This window comes from Streptomyces sp. NPDC020681, from assembly GCF_044334895.1.
In the GTDB taxonomy this organism is placed as follows: Bacteria; Actinomycetota; Actinomycetes; order Streptomycetales; family Streptomycetaceae; genus Streptomyces.
Genome location: NZ_JBIRTX010000006.1, coordinates 1 through 23,962 on the forward strand (window position 1 = coordinate 1; position 23,962 = coordinate 23,962).

Sequence of the window (23,962 nt, forward strand, 5' to 3'; positions counted from 1 at the left end):
GGTGTGGAGGTGACTGGTACTAATAGGCCGAGGGCTTGTCCTCAGTTGCTCGCGTCCACTGTGTCAGTTCTGAAGTAACGAACTGTCGAACCCCATCCCTGTGGCCACGGGGGTGTGTGGGTTCCGGATCGATAATTTCACAGAGTTTCGGTGGTCATAGCGTTAGGGAAACGCCCGGTTACATTCCGAACCCGGAAGCTAAGCCTTTCAGCGCCGATGGTACTGCAGGGGGGACCCTGTGGGAGAGTAGGACACCGCCGAACAATCTTTCAGGACCCGTGGTCCAGCGTTCACGCTGGACCACGGGTCCTTTTTTGTTTTGTTTGTTTGCCGAAGCGCGTCCGATGGCCGGCTGCGCGAGAATGACAGCAGTACCTGAAGACAGGAGTCACGCCGATGTCCCCCAACTCTCCCGACGATCGTCCGGAGCGCGAGCCGCGCCGTAGGGATGGTGGTGACCGGGGCGGCTTCCGCGGTGGCCGCGACGACCGGGACCGTGGGCCGCGTCGTGACAACGACCGTGGTAACGACCGTGGCAACGACCGCGGTGGGTACCGCGGTCCGCGTGATGACCGTCGCGACGACCGGCGTGATGACCGACGCGATGAGCGTCCTGGTGGGTTCCGGCGCGACGACCGTGGCCGCGATGACCGGCCGAGTGGGCCGCGTCGCGAGGACGACCGTGGTGGGTACCGCGGGCAGCGTGACGACCGTGGTGGTCGCCCCAGTGGTGGCGGCGGTGGGTACGGCGGCTCTCGCCCCAGTGGTGGCGGTGGGTATGGCGGCTCGCGTCCGAGCGGTGGTGGCGGTGGATTCCGGCGCGATGACCGTTCCGGCGGTGGCGGCGGCGGTGGTTATGGCCGTCGTGACGACCGGCCGAGCGGGCCGCGTCGTGATGACGACCGTGGTGGTCGCCCCAGTGGTGGTGGCGGATACGGCGGCTCTCGTCCCAGTGGTGGCGGCGGTGGGTACGGCGGCTCTCGTCCCAGTGGTGGTGGCGGTGGGTATGGCGGCTCGCGTCCGAGCGGTGGTGGCGGCGGCGGTGGTTATGGCCGTCGTGACGACCGGCCGAGCGGGCCGCGTCGTGATGACGACCGTGGCGGACGCCCCAGTGGTGGCGGCGGCTACGGACGCCGCGACGACCGGCGTGACGACCGGCCGAGTGGGCCGCGTCGTGATGACGACCGTGGCGGGTACCGCGGGCCGCGTGATGACCGCCGGGACGAGCGTCCTGGTGGGTTCCGGCGTGACGACCGTGGCCGCGATGACCGGCGCGACGACCGGCGTGATGAGCGTCCGTCGTTCCGTCGTGACGATGACCGTGACCGTGGCGGATACCGCGGCCAGCGGGATGACCGTGGTGGTCGACCCAGCGGCGGCGCCGGCGGTGGCGGTGGCTATGGGCGTCGTGATGACCGGCCGAGTGGGCCGCGTCGTGATGACGACCGTGGTGGACGCCCCGGCGGCGGCGGCGCCGGCGGTGGCGGCGGATACGGCCGTCGTGACGACCGTGACCGCGACCGCGGACCCCGTCGGGACGACCGGCGCGACGACCGTGGCGGTTACCGCGGATCCCGTGACGACCGTGGTCCCCGTCGGGACGACCGCGGCGGATACGGGCGCCGCGACGACCGTGACCGGGACCGCGGCGACCGCGAGCCGATCAAGAGGCTGCCGATTCCCGAGGACGTCACGGGCGACGAGATCGACAAGGACGTGCGGCAGGAGCTTCAGAGCCTGCCGAAGGGCCTCGCCGAGGATGTCGCCAAGAACCTCGTCATGGTCGCCAAGCTGATCGACGAGGACCCGGAGGAGGCGTACGCCTACTCCAAGGTCGCGCTGCGGCTGGCCTCCCGTGTGGCCGCCGTGCGTGAGGCGGCCGGCTTCGCCGCGTACGCCACGCAGAAGTACTCGGAGGCCCTGGCCGAGTTCCGCGCCGCACGGCGGATGACCGGCAGTGTCGAGCTGTGGCCCGTCATGGCGGACTGCGAGCGCGGTCTCGGGCGGCCCGAGCGGGCGATGGCGATGGCCGGTGAGCCCGAGGTACAGAAGCTGGACAAGGCGGGACAGGTCGAGATGCGGCTGGTCGCGGCCGGTGCGCGCAGGGACATGGGGCAGATCGACGCTGCCATCGTGACCCTGCAGAGCCCCGAGCTGGCGTCCAGTTCCGTACAGCCGTGGACCGCGCGGCTTCGGTACGCGTACGCCGATGCCCTGCTGTCGGCCGGGCGTGAGGACGAGGCGCGCGAGTGGTTCGCCAAGGCGCTGGAGGCCGACAAGGACGGTGCCACCGACGCTTCGGACCGGCTCGCCGAGCTGGACGGCGTGGAGTTCGTGGACGCCGTCGACGCGGAAGACGAGTCCGAGGTCGAGGCGGAGGACGAGCAGGACCAGGCCGACGAGCTCGCGGACGACGAGAGCGACGAGGACAAGTAAGTAAGAAGGAAGGGCGGCACCCACACCGTGGGTGCCGCCCTTTCGCATGTCCCGGTGTTCCCGTCCGGTGTCCGCGTCAGTCCAGCGTCAGGCTCCTGAGCACCAGGCCCGTCGCCGGCTTCGGGCCGAAGGACGTCGACTTGCGGGGCATCGTGACACCTTCGCGCGCGAGATCCCGTACGACTTCTTCCCGCACCGGATGCATCAGCACCGCCGTGCTGTTGTTGCGCTCGGCCTGTTCGACCGCTGCGTCGGTGGCATGGATGTAGGCAATGTGCTCCGGGGTGTCCGGGATACGCCAGATCGTGTCCAGGAGCGTGGAGTGGAGGACCGTCGCGTCGAGCGTGCGCCAGGCCTCGGGACGGTCGGCGGGCACCGTACGGGACAGGAGTTCCGGGTCTGGACGGTCGACGAGGTGGAAGGATCCGTCGCCCGCGAGGAGGAAGGCGTTGCCGTCGGCGGCCGCGTCGGCGAGCGCCTCCAGTGCCTGCGGAAGCGGGACTTCCAGCCGCTTCGCACGGAACGAGCCGCCGAGCGCCGCCAGCGCTTCGGAGACCGGGAGCCGGTGCAGCAGCCGGTGGATGGCGCGGACCTGGAGCGGATAGCGGGCCGTGTCGATGAGCAGGACGAGGCCGTAGCTCCAGGGGCTCGGCGAGGGGTGTTCGGAGCGCAGCCGCAGATAGGTGGCCCAGCGGTGGTGCCCGTCGGCGATCAGTGCCTGACGGTCGGCCAGATCGGCGTGAATCTGTGCCAGATCGCCGGGATCCGTCACGGACCACAGGCGGTGGCTGAAGCCGTCCTCCGTGGTGGTGGCGAGCAACGGCGGCCGCAGGACGGTCCGTTCGATGACGGCGCCCGCGCCGTCGGCGTCGCCCATGCTGCGGTAGGTGAGCAGCAGCGGCTCCAGATTGGCGTCGGTGGTGCGCATGAGGGCCGCGCGGTCCGCCACGATGTCCGGCATCACGTCCTCGTGCGGCAGGACGACGCCTTCGGCCGGTTCGGACAGGGCGAGCGCGCCGATGACGCCGCGCTGCAGCAGGTCGCCCTGGCGCTGCTCGTACACATAGAGCGCGGGCTCGGGGTCGGGGGCGAGGATGCCCTCGTCCAGCCAGCGTGCGAGGGTGTCGGCGGCCTGCTGATGGCGTGCGCCCGCGCTGTTCGCCTGAGGCAGGATCAGCCGGACGATGTTGTACGGGTCCGCGGACTCGAGATGATGCAGTCCGTCGGGCCTGACGACGACGTCGTACGGCGGCGAGGTCACGGCGGCGAGAGAGCCGACCCGGTCGGGGACGTAACGCAGTCCACGGAAGGGCAACAGGCGCAGACCGTCTTTGGCCGCAGGACCTTCGCTGTTCATCTGTGCATCCTAAGTGGGTGCGGGTATGACCGATGATCGGGACAGTGGCACAGACCGAGGAGACGAAGCGAATGAGCCAGCCGACCAGGACCCGGCCGAGCGGCAGCGCGACAGCGCTGAGCGAGGCCTACGACACCGCGCTGCTGGATCTGGACGGTGTGGTGTACGCGGGCGGCGAGGCGATCGCGTACGCCGTGGACTCGCTTCTGGCCGCGCGGGACGGCGGCATGCACCTCGCGTATGTGACCAACAACGCACTGCGGCCGCCGGTGGTGGTGGCCGCGCACATCACGGCCCTCGGTGTGCCGACCGCCGCGGAGGATGTCATCAACTCCGCGCAGGCGGTCGCCCGGTTGATCTCCGAGCAGGTGCCCGAGGGGTCGCGCGTGCTGGTGATCGGCGGCGAGGGGCTGCGGGTCGCGCTGCGTGAACGCGGGCTCGAGCCGGTGGAGTCGGCCGACGACGATCCGGCGGCGGTGGTGCAGGGGTACGGCGGGCCGGATCTGGTGTGGGGGCGGTTCGCGGAGGCGTGTTACGCGATTGCGCGCGGTGTGCCGTGGTTCGCGTCCAACACCGATCTGACGATTCCGAGCGCTCGGGGGATCGCGCCGGGCAATGGCGCGGCCGTGGAGGTCGTACGGATCGCGACGGGCGCCGAGCCGCAGGTGGCCGGCAAGCCGCTGCCTCCGATGCACAAGGAGACGATCCTGCGGACGGGCGCCAAGCATCCGCTGGTGGTGGGGGACCGGCTGGACACGGACATCGAAGGCGCGTTCCGGGGCGGTGTGGACTCGCTGCTCGTGCTGACCGGCGTGACGGATGCCGCGCAGCTGCTGGCCGCGCCGCCGGAGCACCGGCCGACGTATGTGGACGCCGATCTGCGCGGGATGCTGACCGGTCAGCCCGAAGTGTCCGAGGTGGACGGCGGGTTCGGGTGCGGCGGCTGGACCGCGTCCGTACGGGACGGCGCGCTGGTGCTCGACGGTGACGGCGAGGGCGCGGCGATGGACGCGCTGCGGGCGCTGTGCGCGGCGGCGTGGACGTTCGCGGGAGACGGAGTGTGCGCGCTGGACGCCGGGCAGGCGCTGAAGCGGGTGGGGCTCTAGGTCGTGTCCGCAGCGCCCGTACCTCGGGGCTTCCCTCGTTCAGGAGTGATGGGAGGGTAGGCTAACCTAACTCCGTGTTGGTCGACAGTCGCCCCGAACAGAGCGCGGAGCCGAAGCCCGCCGTTGCCACCCGCAAGCGTCACGCGCTGCGCGCCGCCGGGCTTCTGGTGTCCTTCGGCGTCCTGCTGCTGGTCTGTGTCGCGAGCATCGCCGTCGGTGCAAAATCGATTCCGCTCTCCGATGTGTGGCACGGGTTGTTCCACAACACGGGCGTCGGCAATGACGTGATCGTCCACGATGTGCGAGTGCCGCGGACGCTGCTCGGCCTGATCGTCGGCGCCGCGCTCGGGCTCGCCGGCGCGGTGATGCAGGCGCTGACGCGCAATCCGCTGGCGGAGCCGGGACTGCTCGGAGTGAACGCGGGAGCATCCGCCGCGGTCGTCTCCGCCATCAGCTTTCTCGGCGTCACCTCGCTCACCGGCTATGTGTGGTTCGCCTTCCTCGGCGCCGCCGTCGTCTCCGTACTCGTGTACATCCTCGGCGGCAGCCGCGGCGCGACCCCGGTGCGGCTCGCGCTCGCCGGAACCGCCGCCACCGCCGCGCTCTACGGCTACATCAACGCCGTACAGCTGCTGGACGCGGCCGCGCTCGAACGGCTCCGGTTCTGGACCGTCGGCTCGCTGGCCTCGGCCGACATGGAGACCATCCGCAAGGTCGCGCCGTTCATCGGCATCGGCGTGGTGCTCGCGCTGCTGCTCGCCCGGCCGCTGAACGCCATGGAGATGGGCGATGACACCGCGCGCTCGCTCGGCGCGCACCTCAACCGGACCCGCGCGCTGTCGATGCTCTGCGTGACCCTGCTGTGCGGAGCCGCGACCGCTGCCTGCGGGCCGATCGTCTTCATCGGGCTGATGATCCCGCATCTCGTACGTGCCGTCACCGGGCCCGACATGCGGTGGATCCTGCCGTACGCCACCGTGCTGTCGCCGGTGCTGCTGCTGGGCGCGGATGTCGTCGGCCGGGTCGTCACCCGTCCGTCCGAGCTGCAGGTCGGCATCGTCACCGCGCTGCTCGGCGGGCCCGTCTTCATCCATCTCGTACGCCGCAAGAGGATGGCCCAGCTGTGACGGCGAACGGGAAGTCGGCGAACGTGAAGGCGGTGAAGGTGAAGACGGCGGACGTGAAGTCGGTGACGGTGAAGAGCGCGAAGGCGATACGCACGCCCGGGGGGCTCTCGCTCCGCTTCGATCCCAGGTCGGCCGTGGTCGTCCTGCTGCTCGCGGTGGCCGCGGCGGCGGCCGGAGTCGTGCTGATCGGCAGCGGCGACTTCCCGATCGCGCCCGGCGAAGTCATCGCCACGCTGCTCGGAAACGGCACGCCCGCACAGGAGTTCATCGTCCAGGACCTGCGGCTGCCGCGCGTGCTGGTCGGACTGCTCGTCGGCGCCTCACTGGCGCTCAGCGGCGCGATCTTCCAGTCCATCTCCCGCAATCCGCTGGGCAGTCCGGATGTGATCGGCTTCGGCCAGGGTGCGACGGTGGGCGCGCTCAGCGTGATCGTCCTCTTCAACGGCGGCGCGCTCGCGGTGGCCGGAGGCGCGATCGTCGGCGGTCTGGTGACCGGTGTCGCGGTCTACCTGCTGGCGTGGAAGCGCGGCGTGCACGGCTACCGGCTGGTCCTCGTGGGCGTCGGCGTCGCCGCCATGCTCACGGCCGCCATCCACTTTCTGGTCACCAAGGCCAACCTGGTCGAGGCCACCCAGGCCACGCTGTGGATGACCGGGTCGCTCGACGGCCGTGACTGGGCCCAGGTCTGGCCGCTGCTGGCGGTCTTCGTCGTGCTGGTCCCGCCGGTGCTCGTGCACGCGCGGCCGCTGCGGATGCTGGAGATGGGCGACGACGCGGCGTACGCGCTCGGTGCGCCGGTCGAGCGGACCCGCGTGGTGCTGATGGGCTCGGGCGTCCTGCTCATGGCGGTGGCGACCGCCGCCGCGGGCCCGATCGCCTTTGTCGCGCTGAGCGCCCCGCAACTGGCCCGCCGGCTGACCCGTTCGCCCGGCCCGAACCTCACCGCGGCCACCGTGATGGGCGGAGCGCTGCTGCTCGTCGCCGACTGGATCGCCACGACCGCCTTCGGCGACCGGGAGCTGCCGGTCGGCGTGGTGACCGGAGTGCTCGGCGGCGGCTATCTGCTGTGGCTGCTGGTCACCGAACGCAAGGCGGGCCGCATATGAGCCGGCCGCGGACAAACCCTGGGACAGCGCACCTCGGGACCGTGAAGGCCGAGACTGCGAGCCCCGAGACTGCGAGCCCTGAGACTGAGAGCCCCGAGACTGCGAGTCCCGAGACCGTGAAACCCACATCCAGGAGTACGACCACCATGCAGCGCCTCACCGCGGAATCGGTCACCCTCGGCTACGACCAGCGCATCATCGCCGAAGACCTCTCGGTGGAGATCCCCGACAACTCCTTCACGGTGATCGTCGGCCCGAACGCCTGCGGCAAGTCGACACTGCTGCGTGCCCTGTCGCGGATGCTCAAGCCGTCCCAGGGCCGGGTCCTGCTCGACGGCCAGGTCATCCACTCGCTGCCCGCCAAGAAGGTGGCGAAGACGCTCGGCCTGCTGCCGCAGTCGTCGATCGCGCCGGACGGGATCACGGTCGCCGACCTGGTCGCCCGCGGCCGCTATCCGCACCAGGGGCTGCTGCGGCAGTGGTCGCCGGAGGACGAACGCGTTGTCGAGGAGTCGATGGACGCGACCGGAGTCGGCGAACTGGCAGATCGCTATGTCGACGAACTGTCCGGCGGGCAGCGCCAGCGCGTATGGATCGCGATGGCGCTCGCTCAGCAGACCCCGCTGCTGCTGCTCGACGAGCCGACGACCTTCCTCGACATCCAGCACCAGCTGGAAGTGCTCGACCTGTGCGCGGAGCTGCACGAGACACAGGGCCGGACGCTCGTCGCCGTACTGCACGACCTCAACCAGGCCGCCCGCTACGCCACCCACCTCATCGCGCTGCGCGACGGCAAGGTGGTCGCCGAGGGCGCGCCGGAGCAGGTGGTCACCGCCGAGCTGGTCGAGCAGGTCTTCGGTGTGAAGAGCCAGGTCATCGCAGACCCGGAGTCCGGTACGCCGCTGGTGGTGCCCGCGGCCCGCAGGCGCAGCGCCACGTCGGTCGCCTGAGGGGCTGCCGGTCAGACCTACAGGAGCGTCCTGAGACGGAGAAGATCGCGGAATCCGGCCTCGAGTCTGACCCGGCCCGAGGCCCATGCCTTCGCGAAGTTCAGCTCGCCGTCCACCATCGCCACCAGATCGTCGCCGGTCATCGCCAGGCGGATCTGTGCCTTCTCGCGAGGCGGTCCTTCAAGGGTGTCGGCCACCTCGATCCGGCCGCCTTCCAGACGGCCGGTGAACGTGATGTCCAGATCCCTGATGTGGCAGCTGAGCGAACGGTCCAGCGCAGCCGCGCTGCGCACATCGCCCTCCGCCCCTGCGAGGTTGTCCGAGAGTTTCTTGAGTGCGCTGCGGCACTCCTCCATCGTCGCCATCGTGATCGACGGTACCGCAGGGCTTCGCGGTAGCGTCTGGGCATGAGCGACTCGACGCCGCGCCCGGAGATCTGGGAGATCCCGCAGCGCCCGACGACCCAGGACACGTACGGCACGCAGGACACGTACGGCACCCAGGACGAGCACGGCACGCAGGACGAGCACCGGCGGCCGGACGAGCACCGGACGCAGCACGAGCCGGCGAGCCCCGGGGCCGGTGCGGCCGCGTCTGCGTCTGCGTCCGGGCCTCAGTCCACTCCTCAGGCGTACGAACCGGCCGCCCCCGAGCCTCTCGGCGTCGTGCGTGTGCCCACCGGCAACGCCGATGTGGACGCCGGTCTTGAGCGCCTCGGCGATGCCGACCACCTCCCGGCGGACGGACACCTCGAGGTGTACGAGGATGTACATCGAGGGCTGCGCGACGCGCTGACCGCGCTGGACGCACGCCCGGCGCCCGCACCCGCGGGGCCCTCGCCGACACCCTCGTACAACTACAGGAGCTGAACCGAACGTGGCAGGAGTGGCCCGCCGCCGCCTCGACGCCGAGCTGGTACGCCGGAGCCTCGCACGCTCACGCGAGCACGCGAGCCAGCTGATCGCCGCGGGCCGGGTGACCGTCGGCGGCAACACCGCGACCAAGCCGGCCACCCAGGTCGAGACGAGCGCGGCCATCGTCGTCTCCTCCGACGACAGCGACCCGGACTACGTCTCGCGCGGCGGACACAAGCTCGCCGGCGCGCTCGCTGCCTTCACACCGCTCGGCCTGAAGACCGAGGGACGGCGGGCCCTGGACGCCGGTGCGTCCACCGGCGGCTTCACGGACGTACTGCTTCGGGCGGGCGCCGCGCACGTCGTGGCGGTGGACGTCGGATACGGACAACTCGCCTGGTCTCTTCAGAGTGATGAACGCGTGACCGTCAAGGACCGTACGAATGTCCGCGAGCTGACGCTGGAGACGATCGACGGTGAGGCGGTGGACCTGGTGGTGGGAGACCTCTCCTTCATTCCGCTGGGCCTCGTCCTGCCGGCGCTCGTGCGCTGCACGGCCCCGGACGCCGATCTGGTGCTGATGGTCAAACCGCAGTTCGAGGTGGGCAAGGAGCGCCTCGGCAGCGGCGGAGTCGTACGCAGTCCCGAACTGCGTGCGGCGACCGTGCGGACCGTGGCCGGCAAGGCTGCGGAGCTCGGTCTGGGCGTGCTGGGCGTCACCGCCAGTCCGCTGCCCGGACCCTCCGGAAATGTCGAGTACTTTCTGTGGCTCCGGGCCGGAGCGCCCGAGCTCGATCCGGCGGACGTCGACCGTGCAGTTGCGGAGGGACCTCGTTGACCACGACACCAGCAGCGACACCGGCAGCGACACCGGCAGAGCCAACAGCGCGCACCGTTTTCCTGCTTGCGCACACCGGCCGGCCCGCGGCGATCCGCAGTGCCGAACTCGTCGTACAGGGGCTGCTGCGCTGCGGCATCGGCGTACGCGTGCTGGAGCGGGAGGCGGCGGACCTTCCGCTGCCGCCGTCCGTCGAGATGGTCGCCGAGGCGACCCCCGACGTACTCGACGGCTGTGAGCTGCTGGTCGTCCTCGGCGGCGACGGGACGCTGCTGCGCGGCGCGGAGTTCGCCCGCGCCTCCGGAGTCCCGATGCTCGGCGTCAACCTCGGGCGGGTGGGCTTTCTCGCCGAGGCGGAGCGCGACGACCTCGACAAGGTGGTCGACCGGGTCGTCACGCGGGCCTACGAGGTCGAGGAGCGTATGACGATCGATGTCCTCGTGCACCGCAACGGCGACATCGTGCACCGGGACTGGGCGCTGAACGAGGCGGCGGTCCAGAAGGTCTCGCCGGAGCGGATGCTGGAGGTCGTGCTGGAGATCGACGGCCGTCCGGTGACCGGGTTCGGCTGCGACGGCATCGTCTGCGCGACACCGACCGGATCCACGGCGTACGCCTTCTCGGCCGGCGGCCCGGTGGTGTGGCCGGAGGTGGAGGCGCTGCTGATGGTGCCGATCAGCGCGCACGCCCTGTTCGCCAAACCGCTGGTGACCTCGCCGACGTCGGTGCTCGCGGTGGAGGTGCAGACGCACACGCCGCACGGAGTGCTGTGGTGCGACGGGCGCAGGACCGTGGAACTGCCGCCGGGCGCCCGTGTCGAGGTACGCCGCGGGGCGGTGCCGGTGCGCCTGGCGCGGCTGCACCACGCCTCGTTCACGGACCGGCTCGTCGCCAAGTTCGCGCTGCCGGTTTCCGGCTGGCGCGGCAGGCCGGGCTAGCCCGGAACCTGAGCCCGCGCACCGGAGAGTGAATCGGAGGCCGGGGTCCGTCGCACACCGGGCCCCGGACCTCGTAAGGTCGTGTCCGTGTTGGAGGAGATGCGGATACGGTCGCTCGGGGTCATCGACGATGCGGTCGTCGAGCTGTCGCCCGGTTTCACCGCGGTGACCGGCGAGACGGGCGCGGGCAAAACCATGGTCGTCACCAGCCTCGGGCTGCTGCTCGGCGGGCGGGCCGACCCGGCTTTGGTGCGGATCGGCGCCAAGTCGGCGGTGGTGGAGGGTCGGATCGGGGTGCCCGCGGGTGCGCCCGCGGCCGTACGGGCCGAAGAGGCAGGGGCCGAACTCGAGGACGGCACTCTGCTGATCAGCAGGACCGTATCCGCCGAGGGGCGCTCGCGCGCACACCTCGGTGGCCGGTCCGTGCCGGTCGGCCTGCTGTCCGAGCTGGCCGACGAACTCGTCGCCGTGCACGGCCAGACCGACCAGCAGGGCCTGCTGCGGCCGGCCAGACAGCGCGAGGCGCTCGACCGGTACGCGGGCGGCGCGGTCAGCGGGCCGCACGCCAAGTACGCGGCCGCCTATCGCAGGCTGCGGGCCGCGACAGCCGAGCTCGACGAGATCACCACGCGCGCCCGTGAGCGCGCGCAGGAAGCGGATCTGCTCCGCTTCGGTCTCAACGAGGTCGCCGGCGTCGAACCGCGGCCCGGCGAGGACGTCGAACTGGCCGCGGAGGCCGAGCGTCTCGGCCACGCGGAGGCGCTCGCCTCTGCCGCGTCCCTCGCGCACACCGCGCTCGCCGGCAACCCCGAGGACCCGGAGGCCGTCGACGCGACGACGCTCGTCGCGGGCGCGGGCCGGGCATTGGACGCCGTACGCTCCCACGACCCGGCGCTCGCCGCGCTCGCCGAACGGATGGGTGAGATCTCCATCCTGCTCGGCGATGTGGCCGGAGAACTGGCCGGATACGCGGACAATCTGGACGCCGATCCGCTGCGGCTGGCCGCGGTCGAGGAACGGCGTTCCGCGCTGACTCAGCTGACCCGCAAGTACGGCGAGAGTATCGATGCCGTACTGGCCTGGGCGGAGGAAGGCGCCGGGCGCCTGATCGAACTGGAGGGCGACGACGACCGGATCGGCGAGCTGACGGCGGAACGGGACGCGCTGCGGTCCGAACTGTCCGGTCTGGCACAGGCGTTGACCGACGCGCGCACGGAGGCGGCGGCACGTTTCGCCGACGCCGTCACCGAGGAGCTGTCGTCGCTGGCGATGCCGCACGCACGCGTGTCGTTCGCCATCAGCCAGACCGAGGACCCCGAAGGCGTCGAGGTCGGCGGCCGGCCGGTGGCCTACGGCCCGTACGGCGTCGACGAGGTCGAACTCCTGCTGGCCCCGCACCCCGGCGCGCCGCCGCGGCCGATCGCCAAGGGAGCGTCCGGCGGTGAGCTCTCGCGCGTGATGCTCGCGGTCGAGGTGGTCTTCGCCGGGACCGACCCGGTGCCGACGTATCTCTTCGACGAGGTCGACGCGGGCGTCGGCGGCAAGGCGGCGGTCGAGATCGGCCGGCGTCTCGCGAAGCTCGCCAAGTCGGCTCAGGTGGTGGTGGTGACGCACCTGCCGCAGGTGGCCGCGTTCGCCGACCGCCAGCTCCTGGTCGAGAAGACCAACGACGGCTCGGTCACCAGAAGCGGTGTCACGGTCTTGGAGGGCGAGGACAGGATCCGCGAACTGTCGCGGATGCTGGCGGGCCAGGAGGACAGCGAGACGGCTCGGGCGCATGCGGAGGAACTGCTCGCCACGGCGAGGGCGGACGGTTAGCCGGCTGCCTCGAACGTCGCCGGGTCACCTGTGTGGGTGATCCCGGAACGGCGAGGGCCCTGGCCCGTACACGGGCGCGACATCCCGGCGGTGCCGGAACGTGCGTACGGGCTGGCATCCTTGGCGGGTGACACAGCTTCGTACGGTCCAAGTGCTGGGCGGCGGCAGCGCGGGCAGCAGCGCGCATGTCCGGTCGCTGGCGGCGGGGCTGGTGGCGCGGGGCGTGCGGGTGACGGTGTGCGCGCCCGCCGAGCTGGAGCACCACTACGACTTCCCGGGCGCCGGGGCCCACTTCGCGCCCGTGCCGCGACGCAGCGACCCGGCGGCGGTCGGCGCGCTGCGCGCCGCGTGCTCCGGGGCCGACGTGGTGCATGCGCACGGACTGCATGCGGCGGTACGGACCGCGCTGGCGCTCAGCGGGCTGCGGGTACCGCTCGTCGTCACCTGGCACACGCGCGCGCACGACGAGGGCGCGCGGGGCCGGGTGCTGCGGCTGCTGGAGCGAAGGGCGGCGCGTGCGGCAGCCGTTGTCCTCGGTACGTGCTCCGAGCTGGTCGACCGCGCCCGCAACCGCGGCGCACGCGACGCCCGGCTCGGACCGGTGGCGGTGCCGGCACCGCGGTGGCGGGCCGACGGCGTCGAAGACAAGGCCAGGGCCGAACTGGGCGCGGTGGAGCGGCCGTTGGTGATGGCGGTCGGGAGCCTGGAGCCGCACCGCGGCTATGGAACGCTGCTGGACGCGGCCCGCCGGTGGCGTGGCCTGGATCCCGTGCCGCTGGTGGTGATCGCGGGGGAGGGGCGCGAACGTGCCGCGATCCAGAGACGCATCGAGGCGGAACAGCTCCCGGTACGGCTGGTCGGCCGCCGCGACGACATCACCGAACTGCTCTCGGCGGCGGACGTCGCGGTCCTCCCGAGCCGTTGGGAGGCCCGCGCCCTGCTCGCCCAGGAGGCGCTCCGCCTCGGCGTCCCGCTGGTCGCGACGGCGGTCGGCGGCGTCCCCGAACTCGTCGGCGACGCGGCGGAACTGGTCCCGTACGGCGACGCGGAGGCGCTGGCGACGGCGGTACACCGGCTGCTGGCGGACCCGGCACTCCGGGAGGATCTGGCGGCGGCGGGCCGGGCGCAGGCGGCGACCTGGCCGACGGAAGACGAGACGATCGCACAGGTGCTGAGCGTGTACGACGAGTTGGTGGCGGGCCGGGTGCGGTGAGTGGTGGGGGCTTACGCATCCCGCCCCTGCCTTGAGCACCCGGCTGCGCGGCGCGTGAGCGGCCGCCGAGCGGCGGCTTGAAGGCCCCTCAGGTCACATGGCGGCGTGCCCGAAGTGCCAGGCTCAGGGCCAGGACCGTCTGCGGGTCGTCCAGGTCCGTGCCGAGCAGTTCGGAGATGCGGGCCAGGCGGTTGTAGAGCGTCTGGCGGTTCAGGTGGAGTTCGCGGGCCGTCTCCGCCTTGCGGCCCGCGTGGGCCAGATACGTCTCCAGCGTCGGGAGCAGCGGCGGGCGGGACGTCGCGTCGTGGTCGCGGAGCGGGCCGATCGCGCGGTCCACGAAGGCCGCCAGGTCCGGGTGGTCGCGCAGTCGCCACAGCAGCAGGTCGGTGTCGAGCCGGCGGGCGTCGTACCACGGGCGGTCGGACAGGCCCTGCGCGGCCGTCGCCGTTTCCGCCGCGTGCCGCAGGCCCGCCGACGCCGAGGCCCAGCCGCCCGCCATGCCCACCACCACGACCGGCGGATGAGCTCCCGCGCGCTCGAGACCCGCCCGTTCCACACCGGCTCGCAGGGCAGCCGCGACCCGGTCCGCGACGGCCGTGCGCTCGGACTCGGAGCGCAGGCCCAGCAGCAGCGGCACCCGGCCCTCCACCGGGCGCACGCCCAGCAGCACCGGCACGCCGACCGCCGACAGCTCCTCCAGCACCGCACGGGCCAGCAGCGCCCAGTTGCCCGACGGGGACAGCTCGGCCGCCAGCCGCATGACGACCGGCAGCAGCGGCCCTTCGCCGGGTTTGAAGCCCAGCACCCTCGCCTGCGCGGGCGCGTCCTCCGCGGTGATACGGCCCTCCGCCAGGTCGGTCAGGAAGTCGCCGCGCCCTCGTGCCGCCAGTTCCTCCTCCTGGCGTGCCTGCATCAGTACGACCGCCAGCAGCCCGGCGGCCCGTTCCGCCGCCATCCGGTGCACCGTGAGCAGCGGTGAGCCGACGGCCGGCAGCACCAGCCGGGCACGTACCGAGGCCGCACCCTGGCCGCCGCCCGGCACATCCACCAGGACCGTCCCGGCCGGCGGCGATTCGCGTGCCTCCCGCTGGCCCCGCAGCCCTTCCCACACCTGGAGCGGATCCGCGCCGGCCTGAGCCGTCTCCGAGCCGGCCGCGTACAGCAGCTGCCCGTCCGGAGTCTCCAGGAAGACCGGGTTCGCGGTGAAGTCCGCGAGGATACGCAGCACTTGGGGCACGCCACCGCCGTCCAGCAGCACCTCCGTACAACGGCGGTGCACCTCCTCGGCCCGCCGCAGCAGTGCGTAGTGCCCGTTGACGATCTCGGTGTGGACCTCCTCGGTCACCGAGACGAACGGAACCTCGCGGTGCAGCTGCACCAGTGGCAGTCCCGCCGCCCGTGCCGTCTCCACGACCGCGGCGGGGAGGCGGCTGAACCGCGGCCCCAGCTCGACGACCAGGGCCGCGATGCCCCGGTCGGCGAGGCGGCGGACAAAGGCCCGCTGCTCCGCGGGCCGGGTGCCGAGACCCATGCCGGTGGTGAGCAGCAGTTCGCCGCCCTTCAGCAGCGACGCGATGTTGGGCACCTCGCCCGCGTGCACCCAGCGCACGGTGCGGCCCAGCCGCTCCGCGCCCGCGACGACCTCCGGAAGTCCGGCGCGCAGCCCGGGCAGCTCGAGCGCCCGTCGCACCGTGATACCGCCCTGCGGCTCGCCCTGGGTGTCCACTGACTGCTCGCCTCGCGCTCTCACTCGGGTTCACTCGGCTCGGTCGTCCCGGGAGGCGATTGTCGGGCATGGCGACGGTTTCGGCGTACTTACGTGACGACCGGGCTTATATGAGGACCGGGCTTACGTGAGGACCGGGCTTACGCCGGCACCGGCGAGACCGGTTTGATGTTGTGGTTGAGCCTGAACACGTTGTCGGGGTCGTACTCCGCCTTGACCGCGGCGAGCCGCCGGTAGTTCTCCGCACCGAAGCTCGCGACGACCCGCTCCTCGCCCTCCTGCCCGATGAAGTTCCCGTACACCGCGCCGATCGACCAGGGCATGACGTCGTTGCGTGCCTCGCGCACCCACTGCCTGGCGCGCTCGTCGTCGGCCGGGTCCGACCAGATCCCGAACGGATGGATCCCCCACCGCGCGCTGCGCCACGGCACCGGATAGTCGGCCGGGCCGCGTGCCACCGCGCCGCCCATCGGGAACATGATGTGCTGCGAGTTCGACGGCACCGGCATGGCGTCGGCACGCGCGCAGAAGGCGTCCACCGCATCGTCCGGGAAGCCGCTCAGGTACTCGGCCGACCAGTAGTTACGCAGCCCGGGCGGATCGTCGAGCATGCACTGCAGCTCCGCGTACGGCAGCTGGGCGATCACTTCCGCCGCATGACCGAGACCGAGCATCGGCTCGGCCACCTTGCGGGCCTGCTCCTCCGTCCCCGCGTAGGTGACCAGGATTGCGCAGACCAGCTTGCCCACCAGCTCCTCGGGGACGAACGGCTCGGGAGGCCCGGTCAGGTACAGCACCGCTCCGCCGACCTCGTCGGGAGCGGTATCGCAGAAGTCCCGGTGGGCACGGACCGCTTCGGGCCCCTTCTCGGCCGGGAACAGCAGCATGATCATGGACATCGCGGGCAGTGAGTGCAGCTGCAGCGTGATCGCGGTGGCCACTCCGAAGTTTCCGCCGCCGCCGTGCAGCGCCCAGAACAGCTCCGGATTCTCGTCCTCGCTGGCATGGACGGTGTCGCCCGCCGCGGTCACCAGCTCGACGGCGACCAGATTGTCGCAGGCGAGCCCGAACTTCCGCTCCAGCCAGCCCGATCCGCCGCCCAGCATGAAGCCGCCGACGCCCGTCGTGGACGCCCGGCCGCCGGTGGTCGCGAGATCGTGCGGCTGGCAGGCCCGGTCGAGATGGCTCATCGTGGCGCCCCCGCCGACGCGCACCGCGCGCTCCACGGGATTGACGATCACGGTGTGCATCCGGCGCAGATCGACGACGAGTCCGCCGTCGTTGACCGCCATGCCCGCGACGCTGTGGCCGCCGCCACGGACGGCGATCGCGAGATCCTGCTCCCGGCCGAAGCGGACGGCCCGGGCCACATCAGCGCCCGTCTCGCACTGCGCGATGACAGCGGGCCGCCGGTCGATCATGCCGTTGAAGATGGTGCGAGCGTCGTCGTACGCCGGTTCGCCGGGGACGATCGCCTCGCCGGTCAGTTGTTGGCGGAGGCCGGTCAGCGCCGCCTCCGCAATGCCTTGGGGCGCCATAGTGGCCCCCTTCCGAGGGCGCGACAGGACCTACTCATCGTAGTCCCGGAGGCCGGGACGTGATCAGTCGAACGGTCCTGCCGCGCTCGGTCCCGCGGACCCTGAGGCCTACCCGCCGTACGCGCCCGAGGCGGTCAGCCGCAGCGCCGTGTCGATCAGCGGAACGTGGCTGAAGGCCTGCGGGAAGTTCCCGACCTGCCGCTGCAGCTTCGGGTCCCACTCCTCGGCCAGCAGCCCCAGGTCGTTCCGGAGCGCCAGCAGCTTCTCGAAGAGCCGCCGCGCCTCGTCCACCCGCCCGATCATGGCCAGATCGTCCGCGAGCCAGAACGAGCACGCCAGGAACGCGCCCTCGTCGCCCTCGAGACCGTCGACCCCGGCGTCCTCGCCGGCGGTCGGATAGCGCAGCACAAAACCGTCCTCCGTGGACAGCTCGCGCTGGATCGCCTCGATCGTGCCGATGACCCGCTTGTCGTCCGGCGGCAGAAAGCCCATCTGCGGAATCAGCAGCAGCGAGGCGTCCAGCTCCTTGGAGCCGTACGACTGCGTGAAGGTGTTGCGCTCCTTGTCGAAGCCCTTCTCGCAGACATCGCGGTGGATGTCGTCGCGCAGCTCGCGCCACCGCTCCAGCGGCCCGTCCGCGTCGCCGGACTCGATCAGCTTGATGGTCCGGTCGACGGCGACCCAGGCCATCACCTTGGAGTGCACGAAGTGCCGGCGCGGCCCGCGCACCTCCCAGATGCCCTCGTCCGGCTGGTCCCAGTGGGTCTCCAGATACCGGATCAGCTTGAGCTGGAGCAGCGAGGCGTAGTCGTTGCGCGACAGACCGGTCATATGGGCCAGGTGCAGGGCCTCGGTGACCTCTCCGTACACATCGAGCTGGAGCTGGTGGGCCGCGCCGTTCCCGACCCGTACCGGAGCGGAGTTCTCATAGCCCGGCAGCCAGTCCAACTCGGCCTCGCCCAGCTCCCGTTCACCCGCGATGCCGTACATGATCTGAAGGTTCTCCGGGTCGCCCGCGACCGCGCGCAGCAGCCACTCGCGCCAGGCACGGGCCTCCTCGCGGTACCCGGTGCGCAGCAGCGAGGAGAGAGTGATCGCCGCGTCGCGCAGCCAGGTGTAGCGGTAGTCCCAGTTCCGTACGCCGCCGATCTCCTCCGGCAGCGAGGTCGTGGGAGCGGCGACGATGCCGCCGGTCGGCGCGTACGTCAGTGCCTTCAGCGTGATCAGCGAGCGGACCACCGCCTCGCGGTAGGGCCCGTGGTACGTGCAGTGCTCGACCCACTCGCGCCAGAAGTCCTCGGTGGCCTCCAGTGAGCCCTCCGGGTCCGGCAGCGCCGGCGGCTGGTGGTGCGAGGGCTGCCAGCTGATCGTGAAGGCGATCCGCTCGCCGGGCGCCACGGTGAAGTCGGAGTATGTCGTCAGGTTCTTGCCGTATGTCTCCGTCGGGGCGTCCAGCCAGACCGAGTCGGGTCCGGCGACGGCGACCGTGCGGCCGTCGACCTTGTGCACCCACGGCACCACCCGGCCGTAGCTGAAACGCATCCGCAGCGCCGAGCGCATCGGCACCCGGCCGGTCACGCCCTCCACGATTCGGATCAGCTGCGGCGCACCGTCACGCGGCGGCATGAAATCCGTCACACGGACCGTGCCGCGCGGTGTGTCCCACTCCGATTCGAGGATCAGGGAGTCACCGCGGTACCGGCGCCGGTCGGCGACCGGCGGCTCGGCGTGCCCTGCATGCGCGGGGCCCAGTCTCCAGAACCCGTGTTCCTCGGTGCCGAGCAGGCCGGCGAAAATGGCGTGGGAGTCGAAGCGGGGCAGGCAGAGCCAGTCCGCCGTGCCGTCCCGGCAGACCAGTGCGGCGGTCTGCATGTCTCCGATGAGTGCGTAATCCTCGATGCGCCCGGCCACGTGCATCTCCAGTCGAACGGCCACGTCCGCCCCGCGGGGCGCTTACTCGGTCAAGGGTCGTTGACGAGCGGGGTAGTTCCGGTTGACGGGCGGGGATGTGCCGTTTGCCGGCCTGGCTCGGCAGCGAGTGTCCGAGCAGGATACGACGCACCATGGTGATCCGCGCGCGGGTCTTGGCAACGCGGTGCTGCCGAACGGGTGATCCAAGGGTGAGTCCCTGGTGAACGAGGTGCTGCAGTGAACACGCGTGGCCGGAAGCAGCCTGTGCCTGTCGCTGATACCCTGGTACCCCGTGGACCGGTGGCCGTCCTGTGCGAAACAGGGGCCCCGAAACCGCAGCGACTGCACCCCCCGAGCCGGTCGGAGGGGCGTCGGTACGCACCTCACCTCGCGACCACGGGAGCCCCCTCTTGGCGATGCCGCCCAAATCCATGACGACCAAGCACATCTTCGTCACCGGGGGTGTCGCCTCCTCCCTCGGCAAGGGCCTCACGGCGTCCAGCCTGGGCGCGCTGCTCAAGGCCCGGGGTCTGCGGGTCACGATGCAGAAGCTCGACCCGTATCTCAACGTCGACCCGGGCACCATGAACCCGTTCCAGCACGGTGAGGTGTTCGTCACCAACGACGGCGCCGAGACCGACCTGGACATCGGCCACTACGAGCGGTTCCTCGACGTCGACCTCGACGGATCGGCCAACGTCACCACCGGCCAGGTCTACTCGACGGTGATCGCCAAGGAGCGGCGCGGCGAGTACCTGGGCGACACGGTCCAGGTCATTCCGCACATCACCAACGAGATCAAGCACCGCATCCGCCGCATGGCCGCCGACGACGTCGACGTCGTGATCACCGAGGTCGGCGGCACGGTCGGCGACATCGAGTCGCTGCCGTTCCTGGAGACCGTCCGCCAGGTCCGCCACGAGGTCGGACGCGACAATGTCTTTGTCGTGCACATCTCGTTGCTGCCGTACATCGGCCCCTCCGGCGAGCTGAAGACCAAGCCCACCCAGCACTCCGTCGCGGCGCTGCGAAACATCGGTATTCAGCCGGATGCGATCGTGCTCCGCGCCGACCGCGACGTGCCGACCGCGATCAAGCGCAAGATCTCCCTCATGTGCGACGTCGACGAGGCGGCCGTCGTTGCGGCCATCGACGCCAAGTCGATCTACGACATCCCCAAGGTGCTGCACACCGAGGGCCTGGACGCCTATGTCGTACGCAAGCTGGACCTGCCGTTCCGCGACGTCGACTGGACCGTCTGGGACGACCTGCTGGACCGCGTGCACAACCCCGACCACGAGGTTGCGGTCGCGCTGGTCGGCAAGTACATCGACCTGCCCGACGCGTATCTCTCGGTGACCGAGGCGCTGCGCGCCGGCGGCTTCGCCAACAAGGCCCGCGTCACGGTCAAGTGGGTCGCGTCCGACGACTGCAAGACCCCGGCCGGGGCCGCGAAGCAGCTCGGCGACGTCGACGCGATCCTCATCCCGGGCGGCTTCGGAGACCGCGGCGTCAGCGGCAAGGTCGGCGCGATCCAGTACGCCCGCGAGAACAAGATCCCGCTGCTCGGCCTCTGCCTGGGCCTGCAGTGCATCGTGATCGAGGCGGCCCGCAACCTCGCCGAGATCTCCGAGGCGAACTCCACCGAGTTCGACTCCGGCACCGCCCACCCGGTGATCTCCACCATGGAGGAGCAGCTGGCGTACGTGGAGGGCGCCGGCGACCTCGGCGGCACCATGCGCCTGGGGCTCTACCCGGCGAAGCTCGCCGAGGGCTCGATCGTCCGCGAGGTCTACGGCGACCAGCCGTACGTGGAGGAGCGCCACCGCCACCGCTACGAGGTGAACAACGCCTACCGCGCCGAGCTGGAGAAGAAGGCGGGCATCCTCTTCTCCGGAACCAGCCCGGACAACAAGCTCGTCGAGTACGTCGAGTACCCGCGCGAGGTGCACCCCTACCTGGTCGCGACCCAGGCCCACCCGGAACTGCGGTCCCGTCCGACCCGGCCGCACCCGCTCTTCGCGGGCCTGGTGAAGGCCGCGGTGGCGCGCAAGTCGGGCGAGTAACCCGCAGGAGATACGGTTGACCGGGGCGGGTCCCGCGGGATCCGCACCCCGGTCTTCACCGGGTTTTTCGGGGTTTTCCACGGGGGCCCGAGCTGTCCCCGGAACGGCACAGCGGGAGGACGCACATGGCCATCAAGGACACGCCCGAGGAATGGCAGGTCACCGCGACAGCGACCCCGTTCCAGGGCAACAAGACCAGTGTCCGCACCGACGACGTGGTCATGCCCGACGGCTCGGTCGCCCGCCGCGACTACCAGGTGCACCCCGGCTCGGTCGCAGTCCTCGCGCTCGACGAGACCGGCCGCGTCCTCGTACTGCGCCAGTACCGGCACCCGGTGCGCCACAAGCTCTGGGAGATCCCGGCCGGTCTGCTGGACGTGCCCGGTGAGAACCCGCTGCACGCCGCACAGCGCGAGCTGTACGAGGAGGCGCACGTCAAGGCCGAGGACTGGCGGGTGCTGGCCGACGTCTACACGACGCCCGGCGGCTGCGACGAAGCCGTACGGATCTTCCTCGCCCGCGACTTGTCGGCGGCCGAGGGCGAACGCTTCGAAGTCTCCGAGGAGGAGGCCGACATGGAGCTCGCCCGGGTCCCGCTCGACGAGCTCGTACGCGGTGTGCTCGCCGGAGAGCTGCACAACAACTGCCTCGTGGTGGGCGTCCTGTCGGCCACGGCGGTGCTCGCGGGCGACGGCTTCGACTCCCTGCGCCCGGCGGAGGCGCCGTGGCCGGCCCGGCCCTTCGAAGCCTGACACGAGCCTGACGTAAGCCTGACAGTCAGTCAGTCCTACCATCCGCTGATCCGATCGGGCGATGCGCGCGGCATGCTCCGCCCGCTCCGCACGGTTCGTCGCAGAGCGTGAACTACGCTCGGAATGCCCGTGCGGATTCCCTGCGGGCTCGGCTCGTGCGCGGACGGACGGGAGCGTGGCCGTGACGGATCAGGCGGTGGACTTGGGCGGCCGGGCCGAGCCGGCCCGGGGCCAGTTCTTCGGACGGCAGCGGGAGTTGAAGGCCCTGCGGGCCGACATCGAACGCGCCGGACTGGACACGATCGCCGGCCGCAAGGCTCCTCGCGCCCGGGTGCTCCTCATCGCCGGCCGTCCCGGCTCCGGACGCACCGTGCTCGCCGAGCAGCTCGCCGGCCGGCTCACCGACGAGTATCCCGACGGCGTCCTGCGCGCCCGGCTGACCGAGCCGGGCGGCCGCCGCGTCCCGGCCGAGGAGACGGCCCGCGCGCTGCTCGACTCCCTCGGCGTTCCGTCGCCACCCGGCGCCGACGAGGACGAACTGACGTCGATGGTCCGCGAGACGCTCGCCACCCGGCGTACGGTCCTGCTGCTCGACGACGCCGCCGACGCGGAACAGGTCGATCCGCTGCTGCCCGACAACCCGGACTGCCTGGCGATCGCGGTCGCCGAGGGCCCGCTCACCGGCATCGCGGACGTACGGCCGTGCACGCTCGGCGGCATGGACGCGAAGGCCGCGATCGAGCTGCTCGGCACCTTCACCGGATCGGTGCGGATCACCGTGGATCCGCAGGCCGCCGAGACCGTCGCGGAAGAGTGCGGCGGGCTGCCCGCGGCACTCGTGCTGGTCGGCGGCTGGCTCGCGGCCCGGCCCAAGTCGTCGGTCGCCGACGCGACCAAGCGGCTGCGCGCCCTGCCCGACGACGAGGAACAGCCCAAGGGCCTCAGGCCGCTGGCCCGAGCCTTCCGGCTGGTGTACGGATCACTGCCGGGCCCCTCCGCCCGGATACTGCGACTGCTCGCACTCGCGCCCGCCGGCCTCGCCGACGCGCACACCGCGTCGGCGCTGGGCGGCTGCTCCGTCTCGGACGCCCAGAAGATGCTGGACGACTTCGTGACGCTCGGGCTGCTGCACGCCGCCGGTGTCCAGTACCAGGTGCCGGGCTCGCTCGCGCCGCTGCTGCGCGCGCTGGTAGAGACGCACGACCGGCCCGCCGAGGTGCAGCTGGCCAGGGCCCGGATGCTGGAGCGGACCGTACGGCAGCTGCAGTCGTGCCGTGCCATCACCGAACCGGACGGATCGCCGGCCCGCAAAAAGCTGGCCGGACTGCCGCGCGCGCTGCGCTTCCCGAACGCTTGGACCGCCGCCGAGTGGCTGCGGCTGCGACAGCCCTCGCTGCTGGCCTCCGCTCGCGTCGCCGTCGAGGACGGCGAGCTGGACACGCTGGCGCGCCGGCTGGTCGCGGCCCTGGTGCGGGCGCTGGCCGCACACCGCGGCACCGAGGCCGCAGCGCCCGAACTCTACGGACTGCATCAGCTGGTGCTCGGTGTCGCCGAGCGCCGCGAACTGCACCGGGAAGCGGCCGCGGCGCTGCTGAACCTCGCGGATCTGGACGCGCAGACCGGGCGCATGGAAGAGGCCCTGGTGCGATATCGGTCGGCTTTGGATGCCGGACGCAGAGCAAATGACCTGTATGCCATCGGTCGCGCAACGGAATCCGTAGGTGGTGCCTATCAGGAGCTGGGGGACTGGCAGCGGGCCGCCGACTGGTATGGCCGGGCCCTCGCGCAGCGCCAGGCCCGCGAGGAGCGCGCCGACGAGGCGCGGCTGTACGGCCGCCTCGGTGCCGTGTACTCGTACGCGGGCAGGTACGGCGACGCGCTGCGCAGCTGGCGGGCCGCGGTGGCCGGATACCGCAAGGTGGGCGACCTCCCGTCCCAGGCGCGAGCATTGAGCGAGGCGGCTCGCGTACAGGAATATGCGGGCCGGCCGGAGGAGTCCTTGCACACCTGTCGTGAGGCGGTGGAGTGGGCGCGGCAGGCCGGGGACGTGCGGCTCCATGCCGCGCTGCAGCTCAGGCTGGCCGACACCCTCGACCGGCTGGGCGACCCGGCAGCCGCCCGACTGCACCGCACAACGGCAGAGAGACTGCTTGGAGAGGAGGGTTCCGCCTGCGAAATCCGTAGCACTTCGGCCAAAGATTAATGCTTTGTAAGGCTAGACAGCGA

At 71.4% G+C, this 23,962-nt stretch carries 18 protein-coding genes, 1 rRNA gene and 1 pseudogene; 15 read left to right on the plus strand and 5 right to left on the minus strand.

Translation table 11 applies throughout. From position 1 onward, the window contains the following. Positions 1 to 146: 146 nt before the first annotated feature. The 3 genes from rrf (at position 147) to ACH4YL_RS15830 (ending at position 2,436) form a co-directional block, all read left to right on the plus strand. Positions 147 to 263, plus strand: a 5S ribosomal RNA gene (gene rrf, locus ACH4YL_RS15820). Between the two features lie 212 nt (positions 264 to 475). Next, positions 476 to 1,795 carry a hypothetical protein gene (locus tag ACH4YL_RS15825; RefSeq protein WP_398507901.1) on the plus strand — a complete coding sequence of 440 codons (1,320 nt, stop codon included), beginning with the start codon at positions 476 to 478 and terminating at the stop codon, positions 1,793 to 1,795. Continuing rightward, a complete protein-coding gene (locus ACH4YL_RS15830) occupies positions 1,717 to 2,436 on the plus strand; it encodes a hypothetical protein (RefSeq protein ID WP_398507902.1) in 720 nt (239 codons plus the stop codon). The genes ACH4YL_RS15825 and ACH4YL_RS15830 overlap by 79 nt, the downstream gene beginning before the upstream one ends. 76 nt (positions 2,437 to 2,512) lie before the next feature. Here the strand turns inward: ACH4YL_RS15830 and ACH4YL_RS15835 are convergent, their stop codons facing one another. Further along, positions 2,513 to 3,793: a DUF1015 domain-containing protein gene (locus ACH4YL_RS15835; protein WP_398507903.1), complete on the minus strand. Its 1,281-nt coding sequence runs from the start codon at positions 3,791 to 3,793 to the stop codon at positions 2,513 to 2,515. 71 nt (positions 3,794 to 3,864) lie between these two features. Between ACH4YL_RS15835 and ACH4YL_RS15840 the strand changes: the two genes are divergently transcribed. From ACH4YL_RS15840 to ACH4YL_RS15855, 4 genes are all read left to right on the plus strand, one after another. Further along, entirely contained in the window at positions 3,865 to 4,899 is a 1,035-nt protein-coding gene (locus ACH4YL_RS15840) for an HAD hydrolase-like protein (protein WP_398507904.1), read from the plus strand. A 74-nt stretch (positions 4,900 to 4,973) separates the two neighbouring features. Continuing rightward, the gene (locus ACH4YL_RS15845; RefSeq protein WP_398507905.1) at positions 4,974 to 6,026 is read left to right on the plus strand and encodes a FecCD family ABC transporter permease; all 1,053 of its coding nucleotides are present in this window, start codon (positions 4,974 to 4,976) and stop codon (positions 6,024 to 6,026) included. A 68-nt stretch (positions 6,027 to 6,094) separates the two neighbouring features. Next, positions 6,095 to 7,132 (plus strand): FecCD family ABC transporter permease, encoded by a 1,038-nt coding sequence (locus ACH4YL_RS15850; RefSeq protein WP_398508360.1) that lies wholly within the window; start codon positions 6,095 to 6,097, stop codon positions 7,130 to 7,132. 146 nt (positions 7,133 to 7,278) lie between these two features. Further along, positions 7,279 to 8,082: an ABC transporter ATP-binding protein gene (locus ACH4YL_RS15855; protein ID WP_398507906.1), complete on the plus strand. Its 804-nt coding sequence runs from the start codon at positions 7,279 to 7,281 to the stop codon at positions 8,080 to 8,082. Between the two features lie 17 nt (positions 8,083 to 8,099). Here ACH4YL_RS15855 and ACH4YL_RS15860 read toward each other — a convergent pair whose 3' ends face one another. Beyond that, on the minus strand, positions 8,100 to 8,447 hold the full coding sequence (locus tag ACH4YL_RS15860; RefSeq protein WP_398507907.1) for an SCP2 sterol-binding domain-containing protein: 348 nt from the start codon (positions 8,445 to 8,447) through the stop codon (positions 8,100 to 8,102). Between the two features lie 258 nt (positions 8,448 to 8,705). On the opposite strand from ACH4YL_RS15860, the pseudogene ACH4YL_RS15865 reads away from it, so the two are divergent. The 5 genes and pseudogenes from ACH4YL_RS15865 to ACH4YL_RS15885 form a co-directional block, all read left to right on the plus strand. After that, positions 8,706 to 8,951, plus strand: a pseudogene (locus ACH4YL_RS15865) (hypothetical protein); the annotation flags it as partial. 7 nt (positions 8,952 to 8,958) lie between these two features. Next, positions 8,959 to 9,774, plus strand: a complete 816-nt coding sequence (locus ACH4YL_RS15870) for a TlyA family RNA methyltransferase (protein ID WP_398507908.1) — start codon at positions 8,959 to 8,961, stop codon at positions 9,772 to 9,774. Then, positions 9,771 to 10,712: an NAD kinase gene (locus ACH4YL_RS15875; protein WP_398507909.1), complete on the plus strand. Its 942-nt coding sequence runs from the start codon at positions 9,771 to 9,773 to the stop codon at positions 10,710 to 10,712. Before ACH4YL_RS15870 ends, ACH4YL_RS15875 begins: the two co-directional genes overlap by 4 nt. Before the next feature lie 99 nt (positions 10,713 to 10,811). Beyond that, positions 10,812 to 12,530: a DNA repair protein RecN gene (gene recN / locus ACH4YL_RS15880; protein WP_398508361.1), complete on the plus strand. Its 1,719-nt coding sequence runs from the start codon at positions 10,812 to 10,814 to the stop codon at positions 12,528 to 12,530. A gap of 127 nt (positions 12,531 to 12,657) precedes the next feature. Continuing rightward, positions 12,658 to 13,743: a glycosyltransferase family 4 protein gene (locus ACH4YL_RS15885; RefSeq protein ID WP_398507910.1), complete on the plus strand. Its 1,086-nt coding sequence runs from the start codon at positions 12,658 to 12,660 to the stop codon at positions 13,741 to 13,743. Positions 13,744 to 13,831: 88 nt separating this feature from the next. On the opposite strand, the gene ACH4YL_RS15890 is transcribed toward ACH4YL_RS15885, so the two are convergent. The 3 genes from ACH4YL_RS15890 to ACH4YL_RS15900 all read right to left on the minus strand — a co-directional run bounded on the left by ACH4YL_RS15890 (position 13,832) and on the right by ACH4YL_RS15900 (position 18,918). Next, complete coding sequence (locus ACH4YL_RS15890) at positions 13,832 to 15,469, minus strand: PucR family transcriptional regulator (RefSeq protein ID WP_398507911.1); 1,638 nt, start codon at positions 15,467 to 15,469, stop codon at positions 13,832 to 13,834. A gap of 140 nt (positions 15,470 to 15,609) precedes the next feature. Then, on the minus strand, positions 15,610 to 17,007 hold the full coding sequence (locus tag ACH4YL_RS15895; protein WP_398507912.1) for an FAD-binding oxidoreductase: 1,398 nt from the start codon (positions 17,005 to 17,007) through the stop codon (positions 15,610 to 15,612). Between the two features lie 108 nt (positions 17,008 to 17,115). Beyond that, positions 17,116 to 18,918: a glycoside hydrolase family 15 protein gene (locus ACH4YL_RS15900; RefSeq protein ID WP_398508362.1), complete on the minus strand. Its 1,803-nt coding sequence runs from the start codon at positions 18,916 to 18,918 to the stop codon at positions 17,116 to 17,118. A gap of 416 nt (positions 18,919 to 19,334) precedes the next feature. Here ACH4YL_RS15900 and ACH4YL_RS15905 point away from each other — a divergent pair, with 416 nt between their 5' ends. From ACH4YL_RS15905 to ACH4YL_RS15915, 3 genes are all read left to right on the plus strand, one after another. Beyond that, on the plus strand, positions 19,335 to 20,984 hold the full coding sequence (locus ACH4YL_RS15905) for a CTP synthase (protein WP_398507913.1): 1,650 nt from the start codon (positions 19,335 to 19,337) through the stop codon (positions 20,982 to 20,984). A gap of 125 nt (positions 20,985 to 21,109) precedes the next feature. After that, on the plus strand, positions 21,110 to 21,736 hold the full coding sequence (locus tag ACH4YL_RS15910; protein WP_398507914.1) for an NUDIX domain-containing protein: 627 nt from the start codon (positions 21,110 to 21,112) through the stop codon (positions 21,734 to 21,736). 181 nt (positions 21,737 to 21,917) lie between these two features. After that, positions 21,918 to 23,939: a tetratricopeptide repeat protein gene (locus tag ACH4YL_RS15915; protein ID WP_398507915.1), complete on the plus strand. Its 2,022-nt coding sequence runs from the start codon at positions 21,918 to 21,920 to the stop codon at positions 23,937 to 23,939. Positions 23,940 to 23,962 lie beyond the last annotated feature (23 nt).